The sequence below is a fragment of the Achromobacter sp. AONIH1 genome (assembly GCF_002902905.1).
Lineage (GTDB): Bacteria > Pseudomonadota > Gammaproteobacteria > Burkholderiales > Burkholderiaceae_B > Achromobacter.
In genome coordinates this window covers 6,430,434-6,456,970 of record NZ_CP026124.1, presented here as the reverse complement: position 1 = coordinate 6,456,970, position 26,537 = coordinate 6,430,434, and the positions used below count along the sequence as shown (strand labels likewise).

The 26,537-nt window shown below is 68.9% G+C and carries 29 protein-coding genes; 10 read left to right on the top strand and 19 right to left on the bottom strand.

What is annotated here, in order from left to right; all coding sequences use genetic code 11:
• Positions 1-277 precede the first annotated feature (277 nt).
• The gene (locus tag C2U31_RS29535) at positions 278-1,093 is read left to right on the top strand and encodes a hypothetical protein (RefSeq protein WP_103276047.1); all 816 of its coding nucleotides are present in this window, start codon (positions 278-280) and stop codon (positions 1,091-1,093) included.
• A 55-nt stretch (positions 1,094-1,148) separates the two neighbouring features.
• On the opposite strand, the gene gvpU is transcribed toward C2U31_RS29535, so the two are convergent.
• Positions 1,149-1,601 (bottom strand): gas vesicle accessory protein GvpU, encoded by a 453-nt coding sequence (gene gvpU / locus C2U31_RS30890; protein WP_199770918.1) that lies wholly within the window; start codon positions 1,599-1,601, stop codon positions 1,149-1,151.
• A gap of 253 nt (positions 1,602-1,854) precedes the next feature.
• Here gvpU and C2U31_RS29525 point away from each other — a divergent pair, with 253 nt between their 5' ends.
• Positions 1,855-2,226, top strand: a complete 372-nt coding sequence (locus C2U31_RS29525; protein ID WP_158658494.1) for a hypothetical protein — start codon at positions 1,855-1,857, stop codon at positions 2,224-2,226.
• A gap of 5 nt (positions 2,227-2,231) precedes the next feature.
• Here the strand turns inward: C2U31_RS29525 and C2U31_RS29520 are convergent, their stop codons facing one another.
• Positions 2,232-3,197 carry a YafY family protein gene (locus C2U31_RS29520; protein WP_103276045.1) on the bottom strand — a complete coding sequence of 322 codons (966 nt, stop codon included), beginning with the start codon at positions 3,195-3,197 and terminating at the stop codon, positions 2,232-2,234.
• A 150-nt stretch (positions 3,198-3,347) separates the two neighbouring features.
• On the opposite strand from C2U31_RS29520, the gene C2U31_RS29515 reads away from it, so the two are divergent.
• A complete protein-coding gene (locus C2U31_RS29515; protein ID WP_103276044.1) occupies positions 3,348-3,962 on the top strand; it encodes a glutathione S-transferase family protein in 615 nt (204 codons plus the stop codon).
• A gap of 87 nt (positions 3,963-4,049) precedes the next feature.
• On the opposite strand, the gene C2U31_RS29510 is transcribed toward C2U31_RS29515, so the two are convergent.
• From C2U31_RS29510 to C2U31_RS29500, 3 genes are all read right to left on the bottom strand, one after another.
• Complete coding sequence (locus tag C2U31_RS29510) at positions 4,050-5,063, bottom strand: cyclase family protein (RefSeq protein ID WP_103276643.1); 1,014 nt, start codon at positions 5,061-5,063, stop codon at positions 4,050-4,052.
• An 87-nt stretch (positions 5,064-5,150) separates the two neighbouring features.
• Entirely contained in the window at positions 5,151-5,804 is a 654-nt protein-coding gene (locus C2U31_RS29505) for a DsbA family protein (protein WP_103276043.1), read from the bottom strand.
• Between the two features lie 92 nt (positions 5,805-5,896).
• Entirely contained in the window at positions 5,897-6,799 is a 903-nt protein-coding gene (locus tag C2U31_RS29500; RefSeq protein WP_103276042.1) for a LysR family transcriptional regulator, read from the bottom strand.
• A gap of 145 nt (positions 6,800-6,944) precedes the next feature.
• On the opposite strand from C2U31_RS29500, the gene C2U31_RS29495 reads away from it, so the two are divergent.
• Positions 6,945-7,619 carry an ankyrin repeat domain-containing protein gene (locus tag C2U31_RS29495; protein ID WP_103276642.1) on the top strand — a complete coding sequence of 225 codons (675 nt, stop codon included), beginning with the start codon at positions 6,945-6,947 and terminating at the stop codon, positions 7,617-7,619.
• 71 nt (positions 7,620-7,690) lie between these two features.
• On the opposite strand, the gene C2U31_RS29490 is transcribed toward C2U31_RS29495, so the two are convergent.
• Entirely contained in the window at positions 7,691-8,866 is a 1,176-nt protein-coding gene (locus C2U31_RS29490; RefSeq protein ID WP_103276041.1) for an MFS transporter, read from the bottom strand.
• Between the two features lie 87 nt (positions 8,867-8,953).
• Between C2U31_RS29490 and C2U31_RS29485 the strand changes: the two genes are divergently transcribed.
• Complete coding sequence (locus C2U31_RS29485; protein WP_103276040.1) at positions 8,954-9,799, top strand: helix-turn-helix domain-containing protein; 846 nt, start codon at positions 8,954-8,956, stop codon at positions 9,797-9,799.
• Between the two features lie 24 nt (positions 9,800-9,823).
• Here C2U31_RS29485 and C2U31_RS29480 read toward each other — a convergent pair whose 3' ends face one another.
• The 5 genes from C2U31_RS29480 to cyoA all read right to left on the bottom strand — a co-directional run bounded on the left by C2U31_RS29480 (position 9,824) and on the right by cyoA (position 14,733).
• Positions 9,824-10,600 (bottom strand): SURF1 family protein, encoded by a 777-nt coding sequence (locus C2U31_RS29480; RefSeq protein ID WP_103276039.1) that lies wholly within the window; start codon positions 10,598-10,600, stop codon positions 9,824-9,826.
• Between the two features lie 16 nt (positions 10,601-10,616).
• Positions 10,617-11,012, bottom strand: a complete 396-nt coding sequence (gene cyoD, locus C2U31_RS29475) for a cytochrome o ubiquinol oxidase subunit IV (protein WP_103276038.1) — start codon at positions 11,010-11,012, stop codon at positions 10,617-10,619.
• Positions 11,009-11,659 carry a cytochrome o ubiquinol oxidase subunit III gene (cyoC, locus tag C2U31_RS29470; protein WP_103276037.1) on the bottom strand — a complete coding sequence of 217 codons (651 nt, stop codon included), beginning with the start codon at positions 11,657-11,659 and terminating at the stop codon, positions 11,009-11,011. Before cyoC ends, cyoD begins: the two co-directional genes overlap by 4 nt.
• Positions 11,652-13,655, bottom strand: coding sequence for a cytochrome o ubiquinol oxidase subunit I (cyoB, locus tag C2U31_RS29465; protein WP_103276036.1), 2,004 nt, complete (start codon positions 13,653-13,655; stop codon positions 11,652-11,654). Before cyoB ends, cyoC begins: the two co-directional genes overlap by 8 nt.
• 67 nt (positions 13,656-13,722) lie before the next feature.
• A complete protein-coding gene (cyoA, locus tag C2U31_RS29460; protein WP_369869718.1) occupies positions 13,723-14,733 on the bottom strand; it encodes a ubiquinol oxidase subunit II in 1,011 nt (336 codons plus the stop codon).
• A 253-nt stretch (positions 14,734-14,986) separates the two neighbouring features.
• Here cyoA and C2U31_RS29455 point away from each other — a divergent pair, with 253 nt between their 5' ends.
• Positions 14,987-16,321: an MFS transporter gene (locus tag C2U31_RS29455; RefSeq protein ID WP_103276035.1), complete on the top strand. Its 1,335-nt coding sequence runs from the start codon at positions 14,987-14,989 to the stop codon at positions 16,319-16,321.
• Between the two features lie 41 nt (positions 16,322-16,362).
• On the opposite strand, the gene C2U31_RS29450 is transcribed toward C2U31_RS29455, so the two are convergent.
• Genes C2U31_RS29450 through C2U31_RS29440 form a run of 3 tightly spaced genes read right to left on the bottom strand, consistent with a single transcriptional unit; the run spans position 16,363 to position 18,890 of the window.
• The gene (locus tag C2U31_RS29450) at positions 16,363-17,406 is read right to left on the bottom strand and encodes a histone deacetylase family protein (protein ID WP_103276034.1); all 1,044 of its coding nucleotides are present in this window, start codon (positions 17,404-17,406) and stop codon (positions 16,363-16,365) included.
• 31 nt (positions 17,407-17,437) lie between these two features.
• Positions 17,438-18,013: a YdcF family protein gene (locus C2U31_RS29445; RefSeq protein ID WP_233772551.1), complete on the bottom strand. Its 576-nt coding sequence runs from the start codon at positions 18,011-18,013 to the stop codon at positions 17,438-17,440.
• 1 nt (position 18,014) lies between these two features.
• Positions 18,015-18,890 (bottom strand): hypothetical protein, encoded by an 876-nt coding sequence (locus C2U31_RS29440; RefSeq protein WP_103276032.1) that lies wholly within the window; start codon positions 18,888-18,890, stop codon positions 18,015-18,017.
• Positions 18,891-19,035: 145 nt separating this feature from the next.
• On the opposite strand from C2U31_RS29440, the gene C2U31_RS29435 reads away from it, so the two are divergent.
• Positions 19,036-19,437 (top strand): hypothetical protein, encoded by a 402-nt coding sequence (locus C2U31_RS29435; RefSeq protein ID WP_103276031.1) that lies wholly within the window; start codon positions 19,036-19,038, stop codon positions 19,435-19,437.
• Positions 19,438-19,447: 10 nt separating this feature from the next.
• Here the strand turns inward: C2U31_RS29435 and C2U31_RS29430 are convergent, their stop codons facing one another.
• The 3 genes from C2U31_RS29430 to C2U31_RS29420 all read right to left on the bottom strand — a co-directional run bounded on the left by C2U31_RS29430 (position 19,448) and on the right by C2U31_RS29420 (position 21,618).
• Positions 19,448-20,053, bottom strand: coding sequence for a hypothetical protein (locus tag C2U31_RS29430; RefSeq protein WP_369869717.1), 606 nt, complete (start codon positions 20,051-20,053; stop codon positions 19,448-19,450).
• Between the two features lie 183 nt (positions 20,054-20,236).
• Positions 20,237-20,641 (bottom strand): hypothetical protein, encoded by a 405-nt coding sequence (locus tag C2U31_RS29425; protein WP_103276030.1) that lies wholly within the window; start codon positions 20,639-20,641, stop codon positions 20,237-20,239.
• Positions 20,642-20,724: 83 nt separating this feature from the next.
• Positions 20,725-21,618 carry a LysR substrate-binding domain-containing protein gene (locus C2U31_RS29420; protein ID WP_103276029.1) on the bottom strand — a complete coding sequence of 298 codons (894 nt, stop codon included), beginning with the start codon at positions 21,616-21,618 and terminating at the stop codon, positions 20,725-20,727.
• 135 nt (positions 21,619-21,753) lie between these two features.
• Between C2U31_RS29420 and C2U31_RS29415 the strand changes: the two genes are divergently transcribed.
• A complete protein-coding gene (locus tag C2U31_RS29415) occupies positions 21,754-22,740 on the top strand; it encodes a TerC family protein (RefSeq protein ID WP_103276028.1) in 987 nt (328 codons plus the stop codon).
• Between the two features lie 22 nt (positions 22,741-22,762).
• Here C2U31_RS29415 and C2U31_RS29410 read toward each other — a convergent pair whose 3' ends face one another.
• Positions 22,763-23,455, bottom strand: a complete 693-nt coding sequence (locus C2U31_RS29410; protein WP_103276027.1) for an alpha/beta fold hydrolase — start codon at positions 23,453-23,455, stop codon at positions 22,763-22,765.
• A gap of 149 nt (positions 23,456-23,604) precedes the next feature.
• On the opposite strand from C2U31_RS29410, the gene tam reads away from it, so the two are divergent.
• Entirely contained in the window at positions 23,605-24,369 is a 765-nt protein-coding gene (gene tam / locus C2U31_RS29405) for a trans-aconitate 2-methyltransferase (RefSeq protein ID WP_103276026.1), read from the top strand.
• Here the strand turns inward: tam and C2U31_RS29400 are convergent.
• Positions 24,297-25,133 (bottom strand): helix-turn-helix domain-containing protein, encoded by an 837-nt coding sequence (locus C2U31_RS29400; protein ID WP_103276025.1) that lies wholly within the window; start codon positions 25,131-25,133, stop codon positions 24,297-24,299. The genes tam and C2U31_RS29400 overlap by 73 nt on opposite strands.
• 161 nt (positions 25,134-25,294) lie before the next feature.
• On the opposite strand from C2U31_RS29400, the gene C2U31_RS29395 reads away from it, so the two are divergent.
• The gene (locus tag C2U31_RS29395; RefSeq protein ID WP_158658493.1) at positions 25,295-26,536 is read left to right on the top strand and encodes an MFS transporter; all 1,242 of its coding nucleotides are present in this window, start codon (positions 25,295-25,297) and stop codon (positions 26,534-26,536) included.
• The last annotated feature ends 1 nt before the right edge of the window (position 26,537 follow it).

The following is a 26,537-nucleotide window of genomic DNA, read 5'->3' as shown; positions in this document are numbered from 1 at the left end:
TTCAGAATTTTCTTGTTCAAGGGGCAGTGCCTGTTGGGCACCATCGGCACGATATCCAGCCACGGCAGAGGCTGGCGGCAGTTCGCCGCGGTTTCCTGGCGCGGCAGCTCAGGCGGGCTGGGGCCACGGCAGGCCCCGCCATTATCGGTATTCGAGGCCAGCATGATCTTCTCACCGGGCTGTCGGCCCGCCCCAATCGAGCGCATCCTTTCCCCATTTCGCACGTGGCGAGTTCCGCTGTCCGGCATGCGCCGCTTTCTCGCAGTCTGGAGTCGCCATGCATGACGAGTCGCGCGCCTGGGCGCTCTATGAAGACTCGGTGCTGTTGAGATTCCAGCCCGTGTTCACCGCGCAGGGCCAGGTCCATGAGTACGCCGTGCAGGGACGCAGCCGCGCTTCGCCCTGGCAGGGCCTGGCGCCGTCGGGCATGGGCGCCAGCCTGTTGGCCGGCGTGGCGTTCTTCAACAAATACGAGCTGCCCATAGACCTGTCCGTCGAGCACGCCATGGACATGGACGCGGAAGGTGATCCGGCCATGCGCCTGTGCGGCGATCTGGGCATCGCCCTGACCGGCGACGCGCTGTGGGTGAACAGGCTGGTCGACCATGATCAAGACGGGCCGCTTTCCGTTCCCGCCCGCCGCGTGACGTTCCTGTTGCCCATGAATATCCGGCTCTGCCGGCAGGCCGAGCTGTTTCTTTGCTATCCCGAATTCAATGCGAAATTGCGCGCGCGCCTTTTGCCCACGGCCATCGGCGGCGTGCCGTCCACGCATGGTGTGTTGCGGGCGCTGGGCGTGCGCGTCGACATTCCCGACGGCTTTTCCGAGAACCAGGCCTTGCAGTGGCGCTTCTTCAGCCTGATGGAGCGCGCCTGGAGCGCCAATCTGCAGCTGGCCGTGCATCGCCTGGACGCGATGCGCGACTTCGCCTGGCTGCGCCGGCATGGCGACCTGCTGTTCCAGGGCTCGGCCCTGTCCTCGGCGCTTAGCCCGGAATGCCTGGACGCCTGGCTGCGCGCCGATGGCAATGCATGGCGCAGCTTCAGTGCCGCCACCACGCGCTGGAGCCAGCCCTGCAGCCTGGCGGCCTGAGACGCCACGCCATCCCTTGGTTGTCACCGTTCGGGCGCGCCGCCTTGCGGCGCGTTCAGGCGTTGACGTCGGATTGCAGGCGTCCCAGGATGAAGCCGTCCACGGCGGCGATCCGGCCGCGCCACAGGGTGGGCTGGCCCGCGATGGGCGTGCCGTCGGCGCTGAAGAACAGGGCGTCGGCCAGATGGATGTAGTTGGGCAGCGGTTCGGCTGGCTGGGGCTGGCGGAAGACGTCGCCCAGTTCCGCCAGCGAGGCGCGCACCGCCTGGCGAGTATCGTTCGCCTGGCCGTCCAGCGCGTCAGCGAAGCCCGAGGCAAAGGTGTCGAAATACTCGGCGCCCGACACGATCGAGCCCGACGCCAGCATGCCGCCCATTTGCAGCGTGACGCCGATGCTCTTGAGCTGTCCGCCGTTGTTCACCAGATTCACGAGGAACTGCAGGAACGCGTCGGCCTGGGGGACTGGGGCGGAAACGGGGGCGTCGTCGGGGAGGATGTCTGAGCTCATCGGGATTCTGGAGACTGGTGTGGGCGCGCGGATCAGCCGCGTGCGGGACTCACAAGATACCCGAAGGCCGGCGCAAAAATCCATGACAGATATCCAAATCAGGGATCAAGGCGACAGAAGCGCCGCAGCTTCGCGCTTTCGCTTGCCGGCCGGTGGATTATCTTGCCAAGCTGCGGGTTCTTTCGCCCGTGGTCTGGGGCCCGCCGCAACGGCATCGGGCCTCGTCTTTTCCGAATTCTGCTCAGGGATCATCATGACTCGCATGGATGGATTGGGAATGTCGGCCGACGCGGGGATCGCGTCCTCGGCCGTGCGTGGCGGCGTTGCGGGCGGAGCGTTCCGCTCGGCGTTCCAGGATGCGCAGCTGCGCGCGGCGCCGGCATTCGCGGGCGGCGTGTCGGGCGCGGTCCGGGCCGCGCCTTCGGACGCCGAACGGGAGTTCATGGAATTCGCCGGCATGTCCCTGCAAGACAAGATGCTCTATTCGGCCCTGGCCTCGCTGGGCATTTCCAAGCAGAAGTTCGACGCCATGTCTCCGGCCGAGAAGCAGGAAGTGCTGAAGAAGGTCGCGCTGCTCATGGAGCAGATGACGCGCGCCGAAACCGAAGGCCGCAAGTCGGTCTAGCCTGTTCAGGCGCTGCGCGCCAGGCCGCGAGCCAGCCGTTCGCCGGCGACCCGTAGTCGCTCGATGAGCGCGGCGGGCTCCAGGACCTGGAATTCCACGTCCAGCGCCATCAACCAGTACGTCAGGCTGTCCAGAGACGCCGCGCTGCAACGCAGCAGGCAGCGGGCGTCGTCGACCTCATCGATCTCGCCGGCGGCGGACGGGATGCGGGCGGCCATGGCCGCCCGTGGCGCATGCAGCACGATGCGCGCCTGCGCCGGATAGGCGCCGAGTCGCAGCGTGCGCGAGACGTACTCGCGCAGGTCTCCGCCGCCAGGCGAGGGGCGCGGCGTGAAATGCGCGCCCACGGTTGCCGGCCCGGCAATGCGGTCCAGGCGGAAGATGCGCCAGTCGTCGCGCGCCGGATCCCAGGCCACCAGGTACCAGCGCTGGCTGGCATGCGCCACGCCTTGTGGTTCCACCGTGCGCGAGCTGGCCTGGCCGCGCCCATCCCGATAATCAAACGCCACCCGCAATTGATCGCGGCAGGCCGCCGCCAGCGTGGCCAGCAACGCCGCGTCCACCGTGGGGCCATGCGGCTCCAGCGGCACGACGGCGGCGCGCAGCGCGTCGGTGCGCCGGCGCAGGCGCGCCGGCATGACCTGTTCCAGCTTGATCAGCGCGCGCAGCGCGGTTTCCTCGATGCCGCCCACCGAGCCGGCTGCCGCCGTGCGCAGCGTGATGGCCACCGCCAGCGCTTCCTCATCGTCCAGCAATAGCGGCGGCAGCGCCTTGCCGGGACGGAAGGCATAACCGCCGGCGATGCCGCTGCTGGCGTGGATGGGGTAGCCCAGCTCGCGCAGCTTGTCGATATCCCGCCGCAGCGTGCGCGGATGCACCTCCAGCGTCGTGGCCAGCTCCGGGCCGCTCCAGTGGCTGCGGGTTTGCAGCAGCGACAGCAGGCGCAGCAGGCGGTGGGTGGCGGTGAGCATGGCGCGCGTGGCGAATGAAGAGGGGAGCGGATTGCGAGATGCAGAATGCCGGATGATATTGAGGACAGAATTTGTCCGCAATGGATTCTACAGTGCTCAGAGTTGGCCCGGGCGTCTCCTGTCCCGGTCCCGTTCAACGGAGCATTGTCCATGTCCATCGTCTTGTATTGGCACCCCATGTCCAGCGCCTCTCCCATCGCCAGCGCCCTGGCCGAGCTGGAAGTGGCGCACGAGCGCGTCCTGATCGACCTCAAGGCCGGCGAGCAGCGCCGCCCGGAGTTCCTGGCTCTCAATCCCAACGGCGCGGTGCCGACGCTGACGGTGGACGGCGCGCCGATGTTCGAGGCGCTGGCGATCCATTTGTGGCTGGGCGAGCGCTACGGCGTGGAGCGCGGGCTGTGGCCGGCGGCCGATACACCCGAACGGCTGCAGGCCATGTCGTGGTGCGCCTGGTCCTACGTTACCTACGGCGCGGCGGTGTGGAGCCTGAGCACGGCCCTTCATCCCCGCGACGGGGAACAACGCGACGAGCAGCAGGCCAAGCGCGCGCTGGCGCAGCTGGACCGGCTGCTGGCCGTGCTGGATGGCCATTTGGCCAAGCAGGCCTGGATCGTGGGCGCCTCGTATTCGCTGGCGGATCTGGTGGTTGGCTCGGTGCTCGGCTACACCGCCTTTCTGGGCGCTCCGATTGCCTCGCATCGGCATGTCCAGGCCTGGCTGGACAAGGTGCAGGCGCGGCCGGCGATGCGGTTGGACCAGGGTTGAGCGCCACCGGCGCGGCGCAAGCCTCGACGCCGGCCCTGTCCGATTTCGGGGAAGCGCGGCGGCTTCCCCCGCGCGGTGGCCGTGTCCTCAGCGCAGCGGCATCGCCACCGGCCGCAGCGGCGCCGCGTCGCCGCCGCGGATCTTCAGCGGGCCGCCGATGAAGGCGAACTCGTAGACCTGGTCGCGCGACAGCTCATCCAGCGCGGCCAGCTCAATGATGGGCACGCCCTGCTGCGCCAGCAGATAGGTGTGCAGCGGCACGTAGTCGTCGGCCACCTCTGACGGGAAGGTCTCGAAGCTGAGGTTGTCGGCGCCCAGGATCATGGCGCCGCCTTCCTCGACCAGGTAGCGGGCGGCGTCCAGGCCCATGCCGGGCGGCTTGGCCATGTAGGCGGCCGGGTCGTTGTACAGCTTCATGCGGCCGGTGCGGATCAGCACGATGTCGCCCTGCCGCAGCTCGGTCTTCTGCCGCGCCAGCGCGGCCTTCAGGTCCTGGCGGGTGATGCGGTACTGGTCCGGCAGCATGTCCACGCCCTTGAGCGCGGCCACGTCGATCAGCACGCCGCGCGCCACCAGCGGCGGGAATTTCTCGATGCCGGTGCGCTTCCAGCCGCGATCGCCCAGATGTTCGTCGGCGCGAAAGCCGTTCCAGATCTTGCCGTGGATGCCGAAGTGGTTGAGCGCGTCGATGTGCGTGCCGGTGTGGCTGTACATGGAAAAGGCCGTGCCGGTGTAGCTGCGCACCGCGTTCATGTCCTTGCCCACGCCCATGGGATCGTCGACCTCGGTGCCGCGCGGCGTGTGGGTCATCCAGAATTGATAGCGGGGATCGCCGGCGTCCTGCCAGCTGGGCATGCCCATGTAGTACTCGGTGGCCAGGTCATAGACCTTGCCGCCGGTCACGCGCGACATGACGGCGGCGCGCGATTCGGGCGTGATCAGGTTCAGCCGGCCAATTTCGTCATCCGGGCCCCAGGGGCTGATGCCGACCTCCTGGCCGGGAGCGGGCGCGCGCGACGGCGCGCCGTGCGCATGGGCGTTCAGGCTGAGGGCGGCGCCGAGCGCCAGGCCGAGCAGATTGCGGGTAAAGCGTGCGTTCATGATGTACCTGTGCAGGTGATGGTCCGCGTGCGCGGACAACGATTAAAAAGGAAGCTGCCCGGTGGTTCCGAGGCGGGAGGATCGGGCTCAGGCCTGGGCCGAGGCCAGCGCTTGCAGGCGCTGGCGCAGCGCGGCCAGCGGCGTGGTCTGCAGCCGGGCCAGGTCGGCGCCGACGATCAGCGTCGGAATGGAACGGATGCCCAGGCGCATGGCGGCGTCGCGGTCGGCCTGCACGCGCTGGCGCACTTCCGGGCCCCGCATGCGTTCGGCGAAGGCGGCGCGGTCATGGCCCAGGGCCACCGCGATGTCCAGCAGCACGTCGAGATCGCCGATGTTGCGGTGCTGGCTCAGGTGCGCATCCTGGATCGCGTCGAACATGTCCCAGTGGCCGGCGTCGCCCGCGACCAGATGGGCGGCCTGGCAGGCCAGCGCGCCGGCCAGGCCGCTGGGGTATTCGAAATTCTCGGCGCGCATGCCTTCGACATCGATGCGGGGCTGGTCCTCATGGCCGAGGCAGGTTTCCCAATGGCCCAGGATCACGCTCTTGGCGCGCACCATCGAGCCGAAGACCTGGACCATCTGTTCGCGGTTGTCCTGCAGCACGAAGCTGCGCTGGCGCACCTGGATGCCCAGTTCGGCGGCCGCCTGGCGCAGCCGGGGAGACATCACATAGCACCAGCTGCAGACCACGTCGTGGAAGAAGTCCACGGTCAGCGGGGCGGAAGCGGGGGAGGGATTCATGTTGGCGTCCTTGCGGTTTCAATGGACGCCAGCTTACGGACCGCCAGGCGCGGCAGTAAGCCCATGACGGTTGCGACTCTATTCGCTGGGCGTCAAGAATCGCCGGACAGGGTGGCGGGCAGATGCTCGGCCAGGAAGTCCACGAAGGCCTTAACCTTGGGTTGCAGGTGGCGGCTGGTGGGATAGACCGCGTAGACGTGCCGGGGCGCGGCTGGCAGGTCCGGCAGCACGCGCGCCAGGCGGCCATCGGCGATGGCCGGGTCGGCCAGGAACGAGGGCAGCGCGCCGATGCCCAGGCCGGCGACCAGCAGGTCGCGCAGCATCAGGCTGTTGTTGACCTGGACGAGGTCCTGGCCGGCCGCCGCGTCCGAGGCCTGTCCGGATTCCTCGACCGAGGCGGCGCCATCCGCCAGGCTGTAGCTCAGGATCGCATGCCCGCGCAGCGCGTCCGCGTCGCGAGGATGGCCGTGCGCTTGCAGATAGGACGGCGCGGCGCACAGCACCTGCGTCAGCGATACCAGCCGGCGCGCGATTAGGGTGGAATCTTCCAGCTGCGCGCGCAGCCGGATCGATACGTCGAAGCCCTGGCCCACCGCGTCCACCAGGCGGTCTTCCATGGACAGGTCCAGGCGCAGCTCCGGGTACTGCCGCAGGAAGCGCGCCAGCAGCGGCGACAGCACGCTCAGCGCGAAGGACAGCGGCGCGTTCACGCGCAGCCTGCCCGAGACGCGCTGGGACTGCTGGCGCACGGATTTTTCCAGCGCGTCCAGCTCGTCCAGCAGCCGGCAGCACTCGGCGTAGTAGGCCGTGCCGGTGTCGGTCAGGCTCATCTTGCGCGTGGTGCGCTGGATCAGCACCGCGCCCAGATGGGACTCCAGGGCCCGCAGCTGCTTGCTCAGGCCAGCGGATGACATGTCCAGGACCTCGGCCGCCTTGGCGAGGCTGCCCAGTTCCACGATGCGCCGGAAGGCGCGCATGTAGTTGAAGGTGTCCATGTCGGGTGCGGAGGAAAACGAATCCCGCGATTCTGCAGCGATCCGCGCCATTCGCCAAACGCGGCGCGGGCGGCCCGGCGCGGCCGTCGTCGTCATGCACGGCATAATCGTGGGACGACGCAACACCAGAAAGGAGGTTTCGCGCATGTCCATCATTCGTTCCTGGCGCACATTCCTGGCCGCCGCGCTGCTCGTGGTCGCCGAAGGCGCCGCCGCCGCGCAGGGCGACGCCGGCACCGAACTGTTGAAGGCCGCCGGCGATGGCGACGTGTTGCGGATCAAGGCCTTGCTGGCCGACGGCGCGCCGCTGGAAGCGCGCGACGAGGATGGCAATACGCCCCTGCTGCGCGCCACGCTGGGCAACCACGAAGTGGCGGCCTCGGTCCTGATGAAGGCGGGCGCCGACGTCAACGCCAAGAACCGCATCGAGGACAGCGCCTACCTGTATGCCGGCGCGCGGGGCTACAACGAGATCCTGACGCTGACGCTGCGCCATGGCGCGGATATCCGAAGCACCAATCGCTACGGCGGCACCGCGCTGATTCCGGCCTGCGAGCGCGGCCTGGCGGAAACCGCGCGCCTGCTGCTGCGCGCCGGGGTCAATCCCAATCACGTCAACAAGCTGGGCTGGACCGCGCTGCTGGAGGCCATCATCCTGGGTGATGGCGGGCCGAAGTACCAGGCGACCGTGCTGGAACTGCTGTCCTTCGGGACCAACCCGGACGTGGCGGACAAGGACGGGCGCAGCCCCCTGTGGCATGCCCGCGAGCGCGGCCAGGACGCCATCGTCGACATGCTGCGCGCCGTTGGCGCGCGCTGACGGCGCTCATCAATGGGGCGGCGGAACGCGCCGCAGAACATAGCGGCGCGCATGCCGGCGTGGCGCGAAACTCAGGTCAGCCTGCCGCGCAGCCGATGCAGGCCCGCGAGGGCCAGCGTCACCCCCGCCCAGGCCAGCGCCAGCGGCACGGGCGAGCCGAAAGGCAGCCACGACGTCGCCGCCAGCAGCAGCCCCAGCAGGCTGTAATAGCCCAGGCTGAACAGCGCGCCGGCCCGGCCCAGGCAGTCGCCGTAGCGTCGCAGCGCCGGCCCCAGCAGGTTGGGGATGGCCATGCCGTAGCCGGCGAAGATGGGCAGCGCGGCCACGGCCCACCAGAGGCCGGGCATGGGCGCGAGCCAGATCGCCAATCCCTGCGCCGCCACGCCGACCGCCACGCAGCACAGGCCCAGCGCCACCCGCCGCGCGGGGCCTTGCGAGGCCGGCAGGCGCCGGTTCCATAGCGCGCCGAGGGTGCCGGCCAGCGCCACGGCCATGCCGATCCAGCCGAACCCCAGCCACGGCAGCGGCCCTGTCATGAAGGGGCCGGCAGCATAGAACGAGAAGGCCAGCAGGTTCAGGCCGGCCACCAGCATGGCCGTGCACAGCAGCTCGGGGTCGCGCAGCATGCGGCGCGCCAGCCGGAGCATGGGCTGGCGCGCTGCCGGGGCCGTCCGCGTTTCGCCGACCTGCGCCCATCCGGCCGCCAGCAGCAGGCCGGCCAGCGCCGCGATGCCGCCCAGCACGCCGCGAAAACCCGCCTGGTCCGCCAGCAGCTGGCCCGCCAGCGGCCCCAGCGCCGGCGACCAGGACAGCACGGCGCCCAGCATGATGAAGCAGCGGGTCAGCGCCTCGCCCTGCAGGCGGTCGCGCAGCATGGTCTGCGTGGTGATGGAGCAGGTGGCCAGCCCCAGCGCCTGGACGAAGCGCTCGGCCAGCAGCGCCTCGAATCCTGGCGCCCAGGCGGCGCACAGGGTGCCCGCCAGTCCCGTGCACAGGCCTGCCAGCAGCGCCGGCCGCCGGCCCCAGGCGTCGCACAGCCAGCCCCACAGCAGCACGCCGGCGGCGAAGCCCAGGAAGTAGATGCCCATGACGGACTGCGTCAGGGCCGCGTCCAGCCGCCAGTGGCGGGCCAGGTCGGGCAGCGCGGGCGCGAGGATGGTTTCCGCCGCTTGCGGCAGGGCCAGCAGGGCGATGAGCAGGGCCGCCGGCGGCAGGCCGTCGCGGCGGGGGGAAAGAGGGGCCTTCATGATGCGCAACTCAAAAAGTCCCTAGCGTAGCCAGCGCGTCGCACGCAAAATCACGATGTTGAGTCAAAAAACATAGGGAATCGGACAATGCCGATTTACGCCTACGATGCCGTGATCGATCCCGACCAGGCCGCCTGCCCGGTGGTCGGGCTGGGCGTGGACGGCCGCGCGCATGCCTCGGGCTGGCACAGCCACCGGCGCGGACAGTTGTTGTTCCAGGCGCAGGGCAGCATGACGTTGTTCCTGGCCGACCGCGTCGGCGAGCTGGCGCCGTTGCAGGCGGCCTGGCTGCCAGGCGGCTGTGAGCACCGCGTGACGATGCCGGGCGGCTACGCGTTTCGCAGCCTGTTCTTCGATCCGAACGTCTATCCGGGCCTGCCGGCGCAGCCCTGCGTGCTGGACGTCAATCCGCTGCTGCGCGAGCTGATCCTGCGCATCGTCGCCTGGCCCGCCGACGCGCCGCTGGACGCCGCCCGGGCGCGTATCGTAGACACCCTGCTTGACGAGTTCGCGGCGGCGCCGTCTCGGCCCATGCCCCTGCCGATGCCGTCCGACCGCAGGCTGCGCCCCATCGCGGCCGAACTGCTGAAGAATCCGGCCTGCGGCCTGTCGATAGAGGAATGGGGCGGCCGGGTCGGCGCCAGCGGACGGACGCTGGCGCGCCTGTTCATCGCCGAAACCGGCCTGTCGTTCACGCGCTGGCGCACGCAATGCCGACTGCTGCTGGCCCGCGCCCGGCTGGCCGAAGGGGAATCGGTGACCACGGTGGCGCATGCGATGGGCTATGCCAGCGACAGCGCCTTCATTGCCATGCACAGGCGGGTCTACGGCGAATCGCCGGCGCGGTTGTGGCGCCAGTCGGCGGAGCAGGCCGAGGCCGTCGCGGCCAGCGCGCTGCGCCGGCCGCAGCCGGCGCAGCCCTATTGCCCCTGAGGAGTGCGCGGGAAAAGGCGGGGATCAGCGCCGCTGGCGCGCCCGCCGCTCTTCGCGCACGACCAGGGCCACGCCCACCAGCAGCATCAGCGCCAGCCCGTACCAGGTGATGGCATAGACCAGGTGATTGTTGGGGAAGCTGAGCACCGTCAGCCCGCCCACCGGCGCGGTCTTGGGATCGCGCGCGGCGCCGTCCGAATCGGCGTCGATGAAGTAGGGCGCGACCGGGTCCAGGCCGCGCGCGGCGGCGATGGCCGGCAGGTCGCGGCCGTACCAGAGGTTGGCGGCCGGGTCGTTGTTGCGCAGGAAGCCCTTTCCGGACTCGCCCATGCGCAGCAGGCCGGTCACGCTCGCCGTGGCCGGAGCGGGCGGCGTCAACGCCGCCTGGGTCTTGCGCCACTCTGGCAGCACGAAGCCCCGGTTGACCAGCACGATGTCGCCGCTGTCGAGCCGCAGCGGGGTCATGACCCAGTAGCCGCTGCCCAGTTCCGTGGCGGCCTGCACCAGCGTCTGCTTGTCGTACAGGTAGCTGCCGGACGCCGACACGCGCCGATACTCGGCGTTGTCCGGGGTCAGGGCCGGCCATTCGGCCGCTCGCGGCGCGGGCACGGGCGCGGCATGGGCGCGCGCGTCGACCTTGGAGATCAGGTCGCGCTTCCAGGCCAGGCGCTCGACCTGCCAGGTGCCCAGGCGCAACAGGCCCAGGAACAGGGCGAGCGCGACCAGGCCCAGGATGACCAGGGTGGTCGCGCTGCGGGGATTTCGGGGGGTATCGCCGGTGGGATCTTTTACTGCCGCCATCAACTTCTAGCCGCCATCAGGGCATATTCCGCATGTCGTGGGTCGACACGGGCATCATGTTGGAATTCAGGTGGTACATGATCCAGATGGATCCGCTGAGGGTGATCACCACCAGGACCAGCGTGAATATTAACGCCAACATGTTCCAGCCGCTTTCCGAGCGGGCGTCCAGGTGCAGGAAGTAAACGATGTGGACCACGATCTGCACCGCCGCGAAGGCCAGTATCACCAGCGCCGTCGTGCGCGAGCTGGGGAACACCTTGCCCATGACCAGCCAGAACGGGATCGCGGTCAGGATGGCCGCCAGCACGAAGCCGGTGACGTAGCCCTTCAAGGTGCCGTGGCCGCCTTCGTCCTCGTCGTGATGGCCGTGGTCGTGATCGTGGCCGGCGTGGCCGCTGTGCGCATTCATGGCAGCACTCCCATCAGGTACACGAAGGTGAACACGCCCACCCAGATCAGGTCCAGGAAGTGCCAGAACATCGACAGGCACATCAGCCGGCGGCGATTCTCGGGGATCAGGCCGTGCCGGCGCACTTGCAGCATCAGCGTCACCAGCCAGACGATGCCGAAGGTGACGTGCAGCCCGTGGGTGCCGACCAGCGTGAAGAAGGACGACAGGAAGGCGCTGCGCTGCGGCCCGGCGCCGATGTGGATCAGGTGGGCGAACTCGTAGATTTCCAGCGACAGGAAGCCCAGGCCCAGCAAGCCCGTGACGGCCAGCCAGCCCTGGGTGGCGCCGACCCGGTCGCGGCGCATCTCCAGCATGGCGAAGCCGTAGGTGATGGACGAGAGCAGCAGCAGCGCGGTGTTCACCGCCACCAGCGGCAGGTCGAACAGGTCGGCGCCGGACGGGCCCGCCGCATAGTTGCGGCCCAGCACCCCGTAGGTGGCGAACAGGCAGGCGAAGATGAGGCAGTCGCTCATCAGGTACACCCAGAAGCCCAGCAGCGTGCCGTTCTTCGGGTGGTGCTCGCCGGGCACGTGGAAGCTCAGCTTCTCCGGCTGCGGGGGCGGCACATGATGGCCGGGCAGGGGCGGGGACAGGGTTTCAGCCATGGTTGCTCAGCAGTCGGGTGCGGGCGTCTTCGCTGCGCACGACCTCATCGGCCGGCACGTAGTAGTCGCGCTTGTAGTTGAAGGTATGGACGATGGCCACGATGATCAGCGCGGCGAAGCTCAGCACCGTCAGCGGCCACATGTGCCAGATCAGCGCGAAGCCCATCACCACGCTCAACCCCGCCAGCACGATGCCGGCCCAGGTGTTTTTAGGCATGTGGATCGGAATGAAGCCGGACGTCGGCCGCTGGTAGCCGTGCTGCTTCATCTGCCACCAGGCGTCCTGGTCGTGCACGCGTGGCGTGAAGGCGAAGTTGTAGACGGGCGGCGGCGAGGACGTGGACCATTCCAGAGTGCGGCCGTCCCAGGGATCGCCGGTGTCGTCGCGCAGCGCGTCGCGGCGGCGGTAGCTGACCACCAGCTGGATCAGGAAGCTGGCGATGCCCAGCGCGATCAGCAGCGCGCCGAAGGCGGCGACCTGGAACCAGATCTGCAGCGAGGCGTCCTCGAAGTGGCTGACGCGCCGCGTCACGCCCATCAGCCCCAGCACGTACAGCGGCATGAAGGCGAAGTAGAAGCCCACCAGCCAGAACCAGAACGAGCACTTGCCCCAGAACGGATCGAGCTTGTAGCCGAAGGCCTTGGGGAACCAGTAGGTGATGCCGGCCATCAGGCCGAACAGCACGCCGCCGATGATGACGTTGTGGAAGTGCGCGATCAGGAACAGGCTGTTGTGCAGCACGAAGTCGGCTGGCGGCACCGCCAGCAGCACGCCGGTCATGCCGCCGATCACGAAGGTGACGATGAAGCCCATGGTCCACAGCATCGGCACCTCGAAGCGGATGCGGCCGCGGTACATGGTGAACAGCCAGTTGAAGATCTTGGCGCCCGTCGGGATCGAGATGATCATGGTGGTGATCCCGAAGAACGAGTTCACGCTCGCCCCGGACCCCATGGTGAAGAAGTGGTGCAGCCAGACCAGGTAGGACAGCACCGTGATCACGACCGTGGCGTACACCATGGACGCGTAGCCGAACAGGCGCTTGCCGCAGTAGGTGGACACGACCTCGGAAAAGATGCCGAAGGCCGGCAGGATCAGGATGTAGACCTCGGGGTGGCCCCAGATCCAGATCAGGTTCACGTACATCATCGGGTTGCCGCCGAAGTCCGCCGTGAAGAAGTTGGTGCCCACGTAGCGGTCCATCGACAGCAGCGCCAGCACCGCGGTCAGCACGGGGAAGGCCGCCACGATCAGCACGTTGGTGCACAGCGACGTCCAGGTGAACACCGGCATGCGCATCATGGACATGCCGGGCGCGCGCATCTTGACGATGGTCACCAGCAGGTTCACGCCGGACAGCAAGGTGCCCACCCCCGCGATCTGCAAGGCCCAGATGTAGTAGTCCACCCCCGCGTCCGGACTGTGCAGGATGCCGGACAGCGGCGGATACGCCAGCCAGCCGGTGCGCGCGAACTCGCCCACGAACAGCGACATCATCACCAGCGCGGCGCCGCCCGTGGTCATCCAGAAACTGAAATTGTTCAGGAACGGAAAGGCCACGTCGCGCGCGCCGATCTGCAGCGGCACGATGTAGTTCATCAGGCCCGTGACCAGCGGCATGGCCACGAAGAAGATCATGATCACGCCATGGGCGGTGAAGATCTGGTCGTAGTGGTGCGGCGGCAGGTAGCCGGTGGAGTCGCCGAAGGCGATGGCCTGCTGCAGCCGCATCATGATGGCGTCGGCGAAGCCGCGCAGCAGCATGACGATGCCCAGGATCATGTACATGATCCCGATCTTCTTGTGGTCGATGCTGGTGAACCATTCGCGCCACAGGTAGCCCCACTTGCCGTAGTAGGTGATCGCGCCCAGCAGCGCGATGCCGCCCAGCGCCACCATGGCGAAGGTGGCGATCAGGATGGGCTCGTGCAAGGGAATGGCATCCGAGGTCAGGCGGCCGAATATCAGCTTGGCGAGGTCTGTTTGATCCGTCATCTTGATTCCTGGATAGAAGACCGGGGTTGCGCCGCGCCGCCGTGCTCGGCGGCCGGGGCGCGGGCGGCTACATGGCCAGTTCCGAGGCCGAGGTGCACATGGCGCCCACGTACTGCCTGGGCGGCCCGTCCAGCCCGATGCGCTCGCGCGTGGCGGCGTCCAGGCTGGCCAGGTTGCGCGCGCCGGGCAGGCCCATGCCGCCGCGGGCGTCGATGGCCATGGCGTCCTTCATGCACATGCGGTTGGTTTCCACGCAGCGGTTGACGATGGCGTCGAACAGGCCGGACGCGACGCTGGCGTATTGCTGGACGGGGTTGCGCTCGCTGGGCTGTTCGAGCTTCAGGTAGGCCGCGCGGTCCAGCGTGGCGCCCGATGCGCGCGCGCCGGCGATCCAGCGGTCGAAGCCGGCCTGGTCCACGCCGTGAAAGCGGAAGCGCATGCCGGAGAAGCCCGCGCCGCTGTAGTTTGCCGACAGGCCTTCGTATTCGCCGGGGTGGTTGATGACCGCGTGCAGCGTGGTCTGCATGCCGGGCATGGCGTAGATCTGGCCGGCCAGCGCCGGCACGAAGAAGGAGTTCATCACCGATGACGAGGTGATCTTGAACTGGATCGGGCGGTCCACCGGCGCGGCCATTTCATTGACGGCCGCGACGCCCTGCTCGGGATAGAGGAACAGCCATTTCCAGTCCAGCGCCACCACTTCCACCACCAGCGGCTTGGTGCCGGGCGGCACCTCGCGGCCTTCGGACAGACGCGCCAGCGGACGGTAGGGATCGAGCTGGTGGGTGCTGACCCAGGTCAGCGCGCCCAGCGCGATGATGATGAGCAGCGGCGCCGCCCAGATCAGCAGCTCCAGCACGGTGGAGTGGTTCCATTCGGGATCGTAGTGGGCGGCCGTGTTGTTGGCGCGGTAGCGCCACGCGAACAGGAAGGTGAGCAGGATCACCGGCACGATGATCAGCAGCATCAGCACGGTGGAGATGATGATCAGGTTGCGCTGCTGCAGGGCCACGTCGCCGGAAGGCGAGAGCAGGACCGCATTGCATCCGGAGAGCAATGGCAGGGCGGCAATCAACATCCATCCGCAAAGCCTTGGGAGAGACAGCATGGCCATACCCCGAAACGTAACCGTGGGAGCTAAACCGAACACTACGCTGGAAGCCGCCAAAAATCTAGGGTAAAAAGAGCAAAAGTATGCGGGATCCAACATGCCGCGCCGCGCCCAGGCCCTTTGCGGGCGCGGCTTGCCGGGCATCGGGGGGTACGCATGCGGATGTGTTGCAAGAGCGTAGGCCAGGCGTATTACAACCCTCCTTTCAGCGAGCAATCACATGGCGACCACCACGCGATATCCCGGTCATGCCCCCGTCGTTCCAGAGCCGAGCGCGGCCGGACACGGCGGCCACGCCAAGGTGGCGCCAGGCGAGATCGCGGTGGGGGTCATCGTCGGGCGGACCTCCGAATACTTCGACTTCTTCGTCTTCGGCATCGCCTGCGTGCTGGTCTTTCCGCGCGTGTTCTTCCCGTTCGAGCCGGCGCTCGAGGGCACGCTCTGGTCCTTCGTCATCTTCAGCTTCGCCTTCATCGCGCGGCCCATCGGCACCGCGCTGTCCATGGCCATCCAGCGCCGCTGGGGGCGCGCCACCAAGCTCACCGCCGCGCTGTTCCTGCTGGGCACGGCCACCGTGGGCATGGCCTTCCTGCCGGGCTATGACGTGATCGGCATGCACGCCATCACGCTGCTGGCGGTGTTCCGATGCCTGCAAGGCCTGGCGCTGGGCGGCTCCTGGGACGGCCTGCCGTCGCTGCTGGCGTTGAACGCGCCGCCGCAGCGTCGTGGCTGGTACGCGATGCTGGGCCAGCTGGGCGCGCCCATCGGCTTCATGGTCGCCAGCGCGCTGTTCCTGTTCCTGCATCTGACGCTTACCCAGGCCGATTTCCTGGAATGGGGCTGGCGTTATCCCTTCTTCGTGGCCTTCGCCATCAACGTGGTGGCGCTGTTCGCGCGGCTGCGGCTGGTGGTGACCGAGGAATACACGCAGCTGCTCGAAGAGGGCGAACTCGAACCCATCGCCATCGTCGAGATCGTGCGCGACCAGGGTTACAACCTGTTCCTGGGCGCCTTCGCGGCCCTGGCCAGCTACGCGCTGTTTCATCTGGTGACGGTGTTCCCGCTGTCGTGGATCGCGGTCAGCGGCACGCAGCAGATATCCGATGTGCTGATCGTGCAGATCGTGGGCGCGGCCGTGGGCATCCTGGGCACGATGGTCTCCGGCTGGATCGCCGACCGCATCGGCCGGCGTACCACGCTGGGCCTGTTCGCCGCGGCCATCGGCGTGTTCGCGCTGGTTTCGCCCTGGCTGCTGGGCGGCGGTCCGAAGTCGCAGGACGCCTTCATCCTGATCGGTTTCGCGCTGCTGGGCCTGTCCTATGGGCAGGCCTCGGGCACGGTCACGGCGAACTTCTCGCGCCGCTTCCGCTACACCGGCGCGGCGCTGACGTCAGACATGGCCTGGCTGTTCGGCGCGGCCTTCGCGCCGCTGGTCGCGCTGGGCCTGTCGGCGCGCTTCGGGCTGGTGGCGGTCAGCGTGTATCTGCTGTCCGGCGTGGCCTGCACCCTGCTGGCGCTGCGCGTCAACAAGGCGCTGGAAGACACGCGCGACTGAGTGGCTGTCACATTCGGCGGCCCGCGGCGCTACGGGGGAAGCTACCCCCCGTAGCCTTCCAGGACGTTGGCGACGTTGGTGCCGACTTCTTCCACCGCATAACCGCCCTCCATCGTGAAGACGGCCGGCAGCCCCAGGGTCGCCAGATCGCGGCCGACTTGCCGGTAGTCGGCGCTGGCCAGCTTGAACTTCGAGATCGGATCGCCTTCGATGGTGTCCACGCCCAGCGCGATCACCAGCGCGTCGGCGCGAAAGTCCTGCACCGCGCGCATGCCGGCGCGCAGCGCCTCGCGCCAGCCGGCGTAGCCGGTGCCGGCGGCCAGCGGCAGGTTCAGGTTGCAGTCCTCGCCGGCGCCCGCGCCGCGCTCGTCGGCGTGGCCCAGGAAGAACGGGTATTCGGTGAGCGGATCGCCGTGCACCGACATCGTCAGCACGTCGCCGCGCTCATAGAAGATGGTCTGGGTGCCGTTGCCGTGGTGGTAATCGATGTCCAGCACGGCGACGCGCGCGGCGCCGGCCTCGCGCAGCGCCTGCGCGGCCAGGGCCGCGTTGTTCAGGAAGCAGTAGCCGCCGAAGAAATCCGGGCCGGCGTGATGGCCGGGCGGACGGGTCAGCGCCATGGCCGCGCGCGGGCCGCCCGCGCCGCCCACTGCGCGCGCCGCGTCGATGGCGCAGGCCGCGCCGGCCAGCGCGGCGTCCCAGGTGCCGGCCGTCAGCGGCGAGCCGCTGTCGAACGAATACAGGCCGACGCGCGCGGCGAAGTTGGCGGGCGTCACGTCATGGCGGAAACCCCGCACCGGCCAGACGGACGGCAGCACGTCGAGTTCGGCGTTGGCCGGATCCAGCGCGATCCACTCCCGCCACGCGCCTTGCAGGAAATCCAGGTAGCGCGGGCTGTGCACGCGACCCAGCAGCGCCATGTCGGCGGGCGATGGCGCGCGCAGTTCGCCGATGCCGCGCTGGCGCAGGGCCTGCAGCACGAATTCCAGCCGCGCGGGCGATTCGTGGCAGGGCACCAGTTTGCCGCGAAACATTTCCTGGCGGCCGGCGTGCAGGTGATGGATGGGGTTGTGGAAGATCAGCACGGTAACGCTCTGTCGTTGAGGGGATGCGTCACTATAGCGGCCGAGCGGCATAGAAGGCGACGGCGACCAGCTCGCGCAGCAGCGAATACAGGTCGCGCGGCTCGGCATAGGCCGGATGCGCGCCGCCCACGTGCATGACGCCGTGGCGCCTGAGCGCCAGCATGGTGCGCGGCACATGGAAATACTGCGTCACGGCCAGCGCGCGGGCATAGCCATGCTCGCGCATGTAGGCGCTGGCGTGGCGGGCCGTGGCCCAGGTATCGACGCCCGCGCTGTCCGCCACGATGCGGTCGGCGGGCACGCCGCGACTGATCAGGTAGTCGCGCATCACGGCGGCTTCGTCGGCGCCGGCCGCGTCCACGCCGCCGCTGACGAACAGGACGCGGCATTGCGCGGCGGCGTAGCAGTCATAGGCGCGGTCCAGGCGCGCGGCCAGGCGTGGCGAGGGCTGGCCGTCGGGCGTGACCGTATTGCCCAGCACCACGGCCACGTCGGCGGGACCGGCGGGCGCCAGCAGGCCGACGGCGGCCAGGATCAGGGCGGCCAGCGCGACGAACGCGGCCAGGGCGGCCAGGCCGCGCGCGAGGCGTCTTCGGAAGGATTTCAATTCAGCGGGCCTGCCGGTCCGACGCCGGAGCGTCTCCCTGCGCGGACGGCGCGAGACCATGCCTGTCGATCACCAGATCGACATAGCGCAGCCACTTGAGCGCCGCGGCGTCTTTCTGCCCGGGCAGGCGCACTTGCAGCCAGCCCGCCGGCCGCAGCGCCACCACGTCATACCGCTCGCCGGCGCGCAGCTGCGTCGATGGGCCGCTCGTGATGTCGGGCGCGTCATAGAGATCGACGCGGTCGAGGGGCGCCACGTTGTCGCCGCCGTCGAACGGCGAGCCTTCGCCGTCCAGCAGGATTCGGGCCACCGTGCCGTCGCCGTGGAACTCGTACCGGGCCTCGACCTTCGCGCTTGCCTGCGGGAACCAGATCTGCGTGATCCAGGACACGGGAACGGCCGTGCCGTCTGGGCGCACGGCGTAGCTTTCCTCTCCCTGGCTGTCGGCGCTGTATCGGCAACCCGTTGAGAAGGCGGGCTTGCCGGCGTCGAAGACCGGGTTGACGAAGCCGTGGCAGGGGCTGGCCTCGGGAGCGGGATGGCGGATCTCCTGGTAGCGTCCCTCGTTCGGGCGATACAGGAACAGGCGCATGCGGGCCTGCGCGCCGCCGCCGGATTGGCCGATGGCCAGGTCGGCATAGCCGTCGTGGTCGATGTCGGGCGTTTCGAACACATCCACTGCTTCGTCGTCCATGACGGCCAGTTGCTGGACGGGGCCCTTGCCCACGCGTGCCGAGACCGCGGGCCGGTCTTGCCCCGACACGGTGACGACCGCCGTCAGGCCGGGCTTGATCTGGTACGCGTGATCGCGCGCGCCGGCGTATGCGGCGGGTGCGAGCAGGACGAGGATGGCGGTGGCCAGAAGGGTGCGCTTCAAGGTCTTGCTCCCGTGTCGGTCGGATGGCCTGCATTATGCAGCAGCGGCGCGCCGGCCTTACGGGTATTACCGGGGCCGCGCCGCCGGGCCGACGCGACGATCGTGAGTAGAATGGTTGATACCGGCCAGACCGACCGCGCTCGTCATGAACCTCCCGTTTCCGATCCGCCAAGAATGCCCGCCGGGCGCCTGCGTGTGCGACCGCGAAAGGCTATTGGCCGATCGCGCCGCCGACATCCGCGTGCTGCGGCTCACCAAGGAAGAGGAAAAGCGCCTGATCGCGCGGCTGGAAAACCTGGCCAGCCTGGACGACCTGCGCGGCATGCAGGAACGCTTGCGGGCGCAGCTGGGCATCGTGGTCCGGATCCTGCCCAGCGACAACGAGGTGCGCACCACGCGCGGCATCTTCATCCAGCTGGACGAGCAACCCGGCCTGTGCCGCAAGACCCGTTCGGCGATTCCGGCGGCGATCCGCCGCAGCTTCGATAACCGCCCAGAAATCGTCTATGCGCTGCTGAACGAGCGCGACCTGCTGGCCGGCGCCTGAGCGGGCCGATTCAACGACGGCGCGGTCCCGGGCAGGAGTTCAGCGGCTCCACGCGGGTCGGCGTGCGCCCCGCCTGCGGGCTGGCTTCCATCTTCTTGCCGCTGCGCGCGGGGTAGGCCAGCAGCACGGCGGCGCCGGTTTTCAGCGCCGGCGGTTGCGCGGTGCCGTAGGCGACCGTCCAGCCGCGCGTCGCCAGCGGCGCCAGCGTGTATTGCAGCGCCGATCCGGGCGACACGTGCGCGACCTTGCCGGCGTACAGCTCTTCTTCGCGGACCAGCTGGTCGTTGATCGATTGGTAGGTGGCGATGCTGACCAGCGCGGCCGATTCGCCGTGGCGGGCCAGGACGGCGGTTTCATATTTCCCGGGAGCGATGTCGGTAAGGCTGACCCCGATCTCGCCGGCCGCATGCCCGCCGGCGTCCAGGCGCACGCCAGTCACGTCGGCGCGCGCCAGCGGCACGGCGCCGGTATTTTGCACGCGCACGCTGTATTGGCCGGAGGTGCCGGCCACGGTGCAGACGATGACGCCATAGGCGGGGGCGATGCTCAGGGCCGACGCGGGACCGGCGGCCAGCGCCGTGGCCAGCAGGCATAGGCGAGCGGTTGTCGTGTTCACGGGTTCCTCCTCAGGCGACTTGGGTGATGGTCAGCACTGCGCCCAGATCGATCCTGCCTTCGACAAAATCCCTGACCGCATCTTCCGCATCCATGATCCGTTCCCCGTGTGGCTGGATTCAGCGCTTGCGGTCCGCTGCCAGCGCGTGCCCGCGCCGGCGGCGGGCGACCGCAAGCCAGGGCATTATCCCACCACCTGGCCGCCGGCCTGTTCGGCCTGCTGGCGCTTGCCGGCCAGCCAGTGCAGGATCAGCGCCAGCACCAGCAGCGCGGCCATGATGAAACCCCAGAAGATCCAGCCCAGCACCGAGATCCAGGTGCCCAGGCCGCCGGCCGCGGGCAGGATCTGGTTCAAGCCCTGCACGGCCCACACCAGCGATTCCTGCAGGCCCTTCAGCCAGGACGGATCGACCCAGGGCGCGGCCCAGGCCGGTGGATTCCATTGCGCGGTGCCCAGCGCGGCGGCGCCCGGCACCTGCGAGCCGGCGATCAGCGACAGCACCCAGTTGGCCAGCTGCAGGGTCAGGGCGACGAATCCGGTCCACAGCGCGGCCAGCGCGGCGAACGCGATCCAGATGATTTTCTTCATGAAAGCGGTACTCCAGAGTGCGGAAAAGCCACCAGGATAGAGCTGATTCTATTTCTGAAAAACCAGCGACAATGTGACAAACATTAAGAAAAAACCGAAGTCTTGGCCTGCTCCAGGATGCGTCGCACCAGGGGATGGTTCTGTCCCCGGCGATTGCGGATGGCGTGGATCTCCTCGTGGACCGCGTCGCAGCGCGCCAGCGGCCGCAGGCCGCGCAGCAGGCCGATATCGTCGCCGCCCAGCCGGCTGAGCGGAAACACGCCCAGGCCGCGCGCGGCGAACACCGACATCAGCGCGCTGTCCTCGAATTCCCCGACCACATTGGGATGGATGCCCTGCTCGCGGAACCAGCGGTCCAGGGTCTGGCGCAGCACCGAGTGGCCGGTGGGCAGCAGCACGGGCAGGCGCTCCAGCGACTGCGGAAAGGCCTGCACGTCGGCGCGCCGCAGCAGGCGCGACGGGCCATACCAGTCCACCGGCGAGGACACCAGCCGGTCGCTGGTCAGGCGCAGGTTGGGATTGGCCGGCGCGCCCTGGCCGGCCAGCACCAGATCCAGGTGATGCTGCGCCAGTTCGCCCAGCAGTTCCTCGAACTCGCCTTCGTGGCAGGTCAGCCGCAGGTCTGGCGTGTCCAGCACCGGGCCGAGCAGCGCGTGCGCGGCCAGCTTGGAAATGCCGTCGGACAGGCCCACGGACAGCCGGATCACCGGCTTGGTGGCGGCGGTGCGCACTTCCTGCGCCAGGCCCTGGCCGATCTGGAAAATTTCCTCGGCGCGGGCGAAGGCCGCCTGGCCGGCATCGGTCAGGGCCACGCCGCGTCCGGCCGGCTTGAGCAGCTGATGCCCCAGGTTGCGCTCCAGTTCGCGCACCTGGGCGCTGATGGTCTGGATGGCCATGTCCAGCCGTTCGGCGGCGCGGGAAAAGCCGCCTTCCTTGGCGACCATCCAGAAATAGTACAGGTGGCGGTAATTCAACATGGGGACGGATCCGGTATGTCCAATACTTCGGTTTTTCCGAACCTTAACTCAATTTACGGCTGATTTCTCAAGCAGGTCCGGATCCGGATCATGAACGTCTTCGGATCTTAGATTTCAGACCCAAGCGGAACACACATGGAAACCCTGCTGACCTTCTTCAATGCCGACTTCCTCGGCACGCCAGCCTGGAGCTGGCTGCTCTTCCTGGGCATCGTCGTGACGCTGCTGGCTTTTGACCTGGGCGTGCTGCATCGTGACGAACGCGAGATCGGCGTGCGCGAAAGCCTGCTGCTCTCGGCCGGCTACATCACCGCCGCGCTGATCTTCGGCGCCTGGGTGTGGTGGCAGATGGGCGCGGCCAGCGGCATGGCCTACTACACCGGCTTCATGATCGAGAAGTCGCTGTCCATGGACAACGTCTTCGTCATCGCGCTGATCTTCAGCTTCTTCGCGATCCCGCGCCAGTACCAGCACCGCGTGCTGTTCTGGGGCATCCTGGGCGTGATCGTGCTGCGCGCCATCATGATCGGCCTGGGCGCGGCCCTGGTCAGCAACTTCGGCTGGCTGCTGTACCTGTTCGGCGCGTTCCTGGTGTTCACCGGCATCAAGATGTGGCTGATCGCCGACCAGGAGCCGGACATCGCCAGCAACCCGATCCTGAAGTTCCTCAAGCGCCGCATGCGCGTGACGGACGGCCTGCGCGGCAACGCGTTCTGGGTCTACGAGAACGATCCGGCCACGTCGCGCAAGGTGCGCTGGGCCACGCCGCTGTTGCTGGCCCTGGTGCTGATCGAGTTCGTGGACCTGCTGTTCGCGGTGGATTCGGTGCCGGCGATCTTCGCCATCACCACCGATCCGTTCATCGTGTACACCAGCAACATCTTCGCGATCCTGGGCCTGCGCGCGCTGTACTTCGCGCTGGCGGCGATGATCCACCGCTTCCACTACCTGAAGTACGCGCTGGCCCTGGTGCTGGTGTTCATCGGCGGCAAGATCTTCCTGGTCGGCTTCATTGGCAAGGTGCCGGCGGCCCTGTCGCTGAGCGTGACCTTCGGCCTGATCCTGGGCGGCGTGCTGTTCTCGCTGTGGAAGACGCGCAAGGCGGCCTTGCAGGCGGGCTGATTCCGCGAGGACCGGCGGCCCCTCATGGGGCCGTCGGTCCGATGAAGTCCATGATGGCCCGCGCCGCTTCTTGCGGCGCGGTTTGCAGCAGGCAGTGCGGCGCGGCGATCTCGACCCGTCGCGCCTGCGGGATCAGGGCCATGACATGGTCCCCCGCCCGGCGCGGCACCACGCGATCGTCGCGCGCGCTCAGGTATAGCACCGGCAGCGTCACGCCGCTCATGCGCGGGCCGGCATCCACGTCGATCACGGCCCGCAGCCGCGCGCGCATCACCCGATCCTCGACCCGCGACACCGCGTCCAGCAGCTGGGTCCGCAGGCCGGGATCGGCGCGCGGTCCCAGCAGCATGCGGACGAGCAGGACGCCGGGCAGCAGCGATACTGGGAGTAGGCCGGTCAGGAATCGGGCGTAGCCCAGTTCCGGCCGCGGATTGCGCAGGAAGGTCGCGCACAGGATCAGCCCGCGCAAGCCGGGCGGCGGAGCGGCGGCGATGGCCGCGGCGATGGGGCCGGAGAACGATTCGCCCAGCAGCACGAAAGGCTGGTCCTTGGGGAGCGCGCGCCGCGCGTGCGCCTCCAGTTCGGCATAGCCTAGCGGCCGGTCGCAGGGGTAGCGAACGACAATGGTCCGCAAGGCGGGAGGCAGCGCGGACAGCAAGGGCGCGAACAGATCGCCCGTGCCGTCCATGCCGGGCAGGAGTACCAGCGCGGTCATGCGGGATTCCGGTGTGGGCGTGGGCGCATTGTGGCATGGCGGGCGCGCCATACGCGGCCGATATGGATGAGGCGCGATCCGGGTATTTGTGGCGCGGGCGTTGCGGGCGTAGAGTGCGCAGGGCACGCAGACACCATTCCGGAGCCGCCATGAACTGGTCAGCCAAGCAGTATTCCGCCTTCGAGAACGAACGCACCCGCCCGGTGCGCGACCTGGTCGCCGCCCTGCCCAATGAGCGCGTGGCGCGGGCGGTGGACCTGGGCTGCGGCCCGGGCAACTCCACCGAGGTGCTGGCCGCGCGCTATCCGGACGCCGCGATCAGCGGCACGGACAATTCGCAGGACATGATCGACGCGGCGCGCAAGCGCCTGCCCGGCCTGTCCTTCGAGCTGTCGGACATCGCCGCCTGGAATCCGCCGGGAGGCTACGACGTGATCCTGGCGAACGCCTCCCTGCAATGGGTGCCGGGGCACGAGGAACTCTATCCGCGCCTGGTGGGCAAGCTGGCGCCGGGCGGCAGCCTGGCGGTCCAGACCCCGGACAACATGGAAGAGCCGGCGCACCGGCTGGCGCGCGAGGTCGCGGCGGACGGTCCCTGGGCCGCCCGGATCGGCGCGGTCAAGCACCCGCCGCGCCACAGCGCCGCCTGGTACTACGAATTGCTCAAGCCGGTCTGCGGCCGGCTGGACGTGTGGCGCACCATCTATCACCATCCCCTGGCCGGCGCGGCGGCGGTGGTGCAATGGTTCACCAGCACGGCGCTCAGGCCCTACCTGGGTCCGCTGGACCCGGCGGAGCAACAGGCCTTCCTGGCCGAGTACCAGTCGCGCATCGAACGCGCCTATCCGGCCCTGTCGGACGGCACCGTGCTGCTGCCGTTCCCGCGCCTGTTCATCGTCGCCGGGGCGAAGTAGCGGGCGGGCGTGGTGCCCAGCGCCTTGCGGAACATGGTGATGAAGGCGCTTACCGATTCATAGCCCAGCTGGTCGGCGCTGCGTTGCACCGACAAGCCCTCCGACAGCCATTGCAGCGCCAGGATGATGTGCAGGCGCTGGCGCCAGCGGCCGAAGCTCATGCCGACTTCCTGGCGCACCAGCCGCGCCAGCGTGCGTTCGCTCATCGCCACGCGCCGGCCCCAGTCGGCCAGGGTGGCGCGGTCGTCGGGCCGCGCCGCCAGCGCGTCGGCTATCTCGCGCAGGCGCGGGTGGGCGGGCAGGGGCAGGTGCAGCGGTTCCGGTTCCAGCCGCGCCAGCTGTTCGACCAGCACATCGGCCAGCCGGCGGTTGCCGGGCGCCGCGCTGTCCTCGGCCGACAGCGCCGCCAGATGGACCACCATTTCGCGCACCAGCGGCGTCACGCCCAGCGTCTGGCAGGTGGCCGGCATGCCGGGCGTCTCGGCGGGCACGAACAGGAAATTGACCTGGCCGTTGCGCGTGACGTGATTGCAATGGGGCACGCCGCCGGGGATCCAGACGGCGCAGCGCGGCGGCACCATCCAGATGCCCTGCGGCACCGTGCAGGTCACGCCGCCTTCCAGGCACAGCACCAGCTGGCTCATGCGGTGCTGGTGCGTGGGCGATTCGTGGGCCCGGGCGGCGGTGTCCACGCGCATGGCGTAGGTCCATTGGCCGGGCCGGTCGGCGTCCAGGCCTGAAGGATCGGAGACGGGCGGGTACATGGCGTGGAGGCGGCTGGCGGAAGAGGGCTGCGGACGGGTTTGGCCGGATTTGCGTATATTTTGTCATTGTCTCGAAATTCAGCAAGCGGCCGCGTGGCTAAGCTGTGGATTCCGGGCCTGCCGGCCAATCGCCGGCGCCCGCCGCAACTTCCAGGTGTCCGATGTCTGTTTCCTCTTCCGACGCCCGCGTCCTCAGCCGTCCCGTGCTGCTGGTCGCCGGCATTCTTTGCATCGCCATGGCGCTGCGCGCGCCCGTGACCGGCGTGGCGCCCTTGATCGGCATGATTCGCGCGCAGCTGGGGCTCAGCTCCACCGCCGCCGGCATGCTGATCACCTTGCCCCTGCTCGCCTTCGCCGGCGGCTCGCTGGCCGCCGCCGGCCTGGCCCGCCGCTATGGGCTGGAGCGCACGCTGTTCGGCGCGCTGCTGCTGATCGCCGCCGGCATCGTCGGCCGTTCGCTCGGATCCGAGGCCGCGCTCTACGCCGGCACCCTCGTCATCGGCGCGGGCATCGCGCTGGGCAACGTGCTGCTGCCCAGTCTGGTCAAGCGCGATTTTCCGCAGCGCGTGGCCGGCCTGACCTCGGCCTATGTGCTGACCATGAGCGTGATCGCGGGCGTGGCTTCGGCCGTGGCGATCCCGCTGGCCATGCTGTCCGACGCGACGTGGCGCTTTTCGGCGCTGTGCCTGCTGGCGGTGCCGGCGCTGGGCGCATTGCTGTGGCTGCCGCAGTTGTCCCGCCGCACAAGGCCCGCGTCCGTCACGGCGCATGCGCCGCACGGCGAGCGGCTGTGGCGCAGCGCGCTGGCCTGGCAGGTCACGCTGTTCCTGGGCATCAATTCCTTCGTGTTCTATGCAATGGTGAGCTGGCTGCCGGCGATCCTGCAGGATGCCGGCTACACGGCGGAGCGGGCCGGCTCGCTGCATGGCCTGCTGCAGCTGATGTCGGCGGGGCCGGCGCTGTTCCTGGCGCCGGCCGTGCGCAGGATGAAGGACCAGCGCGCCGTGGCGGCCGGCGCGGCGGGCGCGTCCTGCGTGGCGATGATCGGCCTGATCGTCGCGCCGGGCTGGGCCAGCCTGTGGATCGTGCTGATGGGCCTGGGCATGGGCGCGGGCATCATCCTGGGACTGGCCTTCGTCGGGTTGCGGGCGCGCCATGCGCAGCAGGCGGCCTCGCTGTCGGGCATGGCGCAGTTCGTGGGCTATCTGCTGGCCGCCTCGGGGCCGCTGCTGATCGGCGCGCTGCATGACGCGCTGGGCGGCTGGAGCGCGGCGCTGGCGCTGTGCGCGGCGGCCTGCGCGGCGATGGCCGCCGCCGGACTGTACGCCGGCCGCGCCATCCAGATCGGATCGTTCCCGGCCGGCGCGCATGCCGCGCCGGCGCGGGCGAGGGCGTCTCGCTGAG

Coding starts and splice junctions, on each gene's coding strand:
- C2U31_RS29420 (WP_103276029.1), bottom strand. CDS start 21,618: ATGTTGAATTACCGCCACCTGTACTATTTCTGGATGGTCGCCAAGGAA.
- C2U31_RS29415 (WP_103276028.1), top strand. CDS start 21,754: ATGGAAACCCTGCTGACCTTCTTCAATGCCGACTTCCTCGGCACGCCA.
- C2U31_RS29485 (WP_103276040.1), top strand. CDS start 8,954: ATGCCGATTTACGCCTACGATGCCGTGATCGATCCCGACCAGGCCGCC.
- C2U31_RS29410 (WP_103276027.1), bottom strand. CDS start 23,455: ATGACCGCGCTGGTACTCCTGCCCGGCATGGACGGCACGGGCGATCTG.
- C2U31_RS29510 (WP_103276643.1), bottom strand. CDS start 5,063: ATGAACGCACGCTTTACCCGCAATCTGCTCGGCCTGGCGCTCGGCGCC.
- C2U31_RS29395 (WP_158658493.1), top strand. CDS start 25,295: ATGTCTGTTTCCTCTTCCGACGCCCGCGTCCTCAGCCGTCCCGTGCTG.
- cyoA (WP_369869718.1), bottom strand. CDS start 14,733: ATGTTGATTGCCGCCCTGCCATTGCTCTCCGGATGCAATGCGGTCCTG.
- C2U31_RS29515 (WP_103276044.1), top strand. CDS start 3,348: ATGTCCATCGTCTTGTATTGGCACCCCATGTCCAGCGCCTCTCCCATC.
- C2U31_RS29495 (WP_103276642.1), top strand. CDS start 6,945: ATGTCCATCATTCGTTCCTGGCGCACATTCCTGGCCGCCGCGCTGCTC.
- cyoB (WP_103276036.1), bottom strand. CDS start 13,655: ATGACGGATCAAACAGACCTCGCCAAGCTGATATTCGGCCGCCTGACC.
- C2U31_RS29425 (WP_103276030.1), bottom strand. CDS start 20,641: ATGAAGAAAATCATCTGGATCGCGTTCGCCGCGCTGGCCGCGCTGTGG.
- cyoC (WP_103276037.1), bottom strand. CDS start 11,659: ATGGCTGAAACCCTGTCCCCGCCCCTGCCCGGCCATCATGTGCCGCCC.
- C2U31_RS29435 (WP_103276031.1), top strand. CDS start 19,036: ATGAACCTCCCGTTTCCGATCCGCCAAGAATGCCCGCCGGGCGCCTGC.
- C2U31_RS29500 (WP_103276042.1), bottom strand. CDS start 6,799: ATGGACACCTTCAACTACATGCGCGCCTTCCGGCGCATCGTGGAACTG.
- C2U31_RS29525 (WP_158658494.1), top strand. CDS start 1,855: ATGACTCGCATGGATGGATTGGGAATGTCGGCCGACGCGGGGATCGCG.
- C2U31_RS29520 (WP_103276045.1), bottom strand. CDS start 3,197: ATGCTCACCGCCACCCACCGCCTGCTGCGCCTGCTGTCGCTGCTGCAA.
- C2U31_RS29400 (WP_103276025.1), bottom strand. CDS start 25,133: ATGTACCCGCCCGTCTCCGATCCTTCAGGCCTGGACGCCGACCGGCCC.
- C2U31_RS29505 (WP_103276043.1), bottom strand. CDS start 5,804: ATGAATCCCTCCCCCGCTTCCGCCCCGCTGACCGTGGACTTCTTCCAC.
- tam (WP_103276026.1), top strand. CDS start 23,605: ATGAACTGGTCAGCCAAGCAGTATTCCGCCTTCGAGAACGAACGCACC.
- gvpU (WP_199770918.1), bottom strand. CDS start 1,601: ATGAGCTCAGACATCCTCCCCGACGACGCCCCCGTTTCCGCCCCAGTC.
- cyoD (WP_103276038.1), bottom strand. CDS start 11,012: ATGAATGCGCACAGCGGCCACGCCGGCCACGATCACGACCACGGCCAT.
- C2U31_RS29480 (WP_103276039.1), bottom strand. CDS start 10,600: ATGGCGGCAGTAAAAGATCCCACCGGCGATACCCCCCGAAATCCCCGC.
- C2U31_RS29490 (WP_103276041.1), bottom strand. CDS start 8,866: ATGAAGGCCCCTCTTTCCCCCCGCCGCGACGGCCTGCCGCCGGCGGCC.
- C2U31_RS29455 (WP_103276035.1), top strand. CDS start 14,987: ATGGCGACCACCACGCGATATCCCGGTCATGCCCCCGTCGTTCCAGAG.
- C2U31_RS29535 (WP_103276047.1), top strand. CDS start 278: ATGCATGACGAGTCGCGCGCCTGGGCGCTCTATGAAGACTCGGTGCTG.